Annotated in this window: 1 protein-coding gene; it reads left to right on the forward strand. The window is 64.2% G+C overall.

Features of this window, described 5'->3' with window-relative positions:
• Nucleotides 1-2,077, forward strand: a 2,077-nt coding sequence (locus EHO01S_RS19090) for a hypothetical protein (RefSeq protein WP_035370983.1), incomplete at both ends; no start/stop codon positions are given.

Genomic DNA, 2,077 nt, shown 5'->3' on the forward strand with positions numbered 1-2,077 from the left:
TTGATGGTAACGCCGGATACCACTGATTTGGCCGCGATGGGGTTAAACGCCACGACCGGCTGGATCTTCGATGGCCGCGCCTTGGGCGCGGCGGCGGCGGGTAAAGCGGGACGCTGGGGAGTGGTATTCAGTGCGCTTAACGTCACGACGACGGGGGCGATCTGGCTGGGTGGCGTCGGTTTGGCCGACAGCAACCTAACGGCCCGCAGCGTCACCTTAAGCGGCGACAATCGTCTCCCCCTAACCCTGCAAAATAGCACCCTGCACGCCTCCGGCGGCGATATCGACCTGGCGGCGGGCTCCGCGTCGCTGCGCCTCCAGAATAGCAACCTCAGTGCCAATGCGGGGAATGTCAGCCTGCGCGCCGAGCGTAATATCAACCTCAGCGGGGGGACGGTCACGGCAACGGCCGGCCAGGTCACCTTGCAGGCCGGCGGCAATATCAGCCTCAGCAATCAGCGCCTCGTCGATACGCGCGAGCTCACGCTGCTGGCCGCCGGCCGCGACAGCGCCATCATCACCCTGAATAATGCGACGCTGAACGCGAGCGACGGGGCGATCACCCTGGCTCAACGGCCCCCCAACGCCAGCCGAGCCAGTCATGGGGCGGCGCTGACGGTGAAACTTGCCGATAGCATCCTAGATGCCGCGCGCGGCGCCATCCGCATTAATGCCATCAACCCGAATGTGGACATGACCGTCGCCGCACTGCGGGATACGGTACGCAATGGCGGCAGCCTGCTAGAGGTGAATAACAGTTGCCTGACCGCCACGACCCTAACTTTAACGGGCACGCAACAGGGGGCGAATGCCCGGCAGCTACCGGTCTACTTGACTAACGCTACCCTGAGGGCCGCGCAGGATCTGCGGATTGTCGGCCTTAGCGCCGCCGACAGCCAGACGGCCCAACTTGAACTGCGTGGACGCAATATGCTGAACGCCGGCGGCAATCTCACCATTAGCAACACGCGCAGCGGGATCTTCCTGAACGGGACGGCGGCGGCCAACAGTAACCTGACGGCCAACCACAGCCTGACGCTGAACGGCAGCAGTCTCACGGCCAACGCCGGGCTGAGCGCCGTCAACGCCAATCTGACGGCGACGCAGATTACGCTCAACGCCGCCGCCAATCAGGCGGGCCAGGGGCTTATGTTACGCGACGCCACCCTCAATGCCAGCCAAGCCGCGCTACAGGGCAGTAGCGCCGCCGGTGAGGGCTTCGCCCTGAATAACGTCACCCTGAACGGGGGGCTCGCCCGTGGCGCTAACCTGACGCTCAGCTCACAAGGCAGTGCGGCGAACGTCACTAACACCCTCAATATCAACGGGGGGCTGAGCTATAGCGCCTTCCAGCGTCTCCAGCAAGCCGGGATCGACAACGACACCGCGGTGTGGGTTCGTCCCGAAGAAAGCGACTGGGACGCGATGGGGCTAAACACCACCACCGGCTGGCATTTTGATGCGAGCCAGGTTGCGGCGGCGGCGGCGGGTAAATCCGGCCTCTGGGGACTCACCGTCAGCGATATTAACGCCACGACGGCGGGGGCTATCCAACTGACGGGCGTCAACCTGACCCGCAGCAACCTGACGGGCAGCAGTGTCAGCCTAACGGGCGTCAATCATGCCTCGCTGATCCTCCAGAATAGCCAGCTTACGGCCAGTAGCGGCAATGTCAGCCTACGCGCCAACGGCAGCATCACCCTTAATGGGGGGAGCCTAACGGCGGCGACCGGCCAGGTTACGGTCCAGGCTGGCGGCGAGCACTATCGTGCCGCCGGCAATGCCCTGACGCTGGACGGCGTTACGCTCACCGCGCAACAGGGCACCTATCTTAGCGGGACGTCGGCGCGCAATGGCGTAGGGGTGAAGCTGAACGGTACCCTCAACGTCACACAGGGTAACCTGACGGTCAATGGCAGCGTGAGCCGTGAGGGGAACAGCGCTGTCTGGGGGATCGATGGCCGTAACGCCACCCTGAACCTGTCGGCAAGTGATGCGGTCCTGACGATGACGGGGGCTGTCGTCAAGGACAGCGGCAACGCCAGTGTGGAGGTGATAGGGCTGGATCTGAGCGGGG

The sequence above is a fragment of the Edwardsiella hoshinae NBRC 105699 = ATCC 33379 genome, assembly GCF_000474215.1.
Taxonomy (GTDB): domain Bacteria; phylum Pseudomonadota; class Gammaproteobacteria; order Enterobacterales; family Enterobacteriaceae; genus Edwardsiella; species Edwardsiella hoshinae.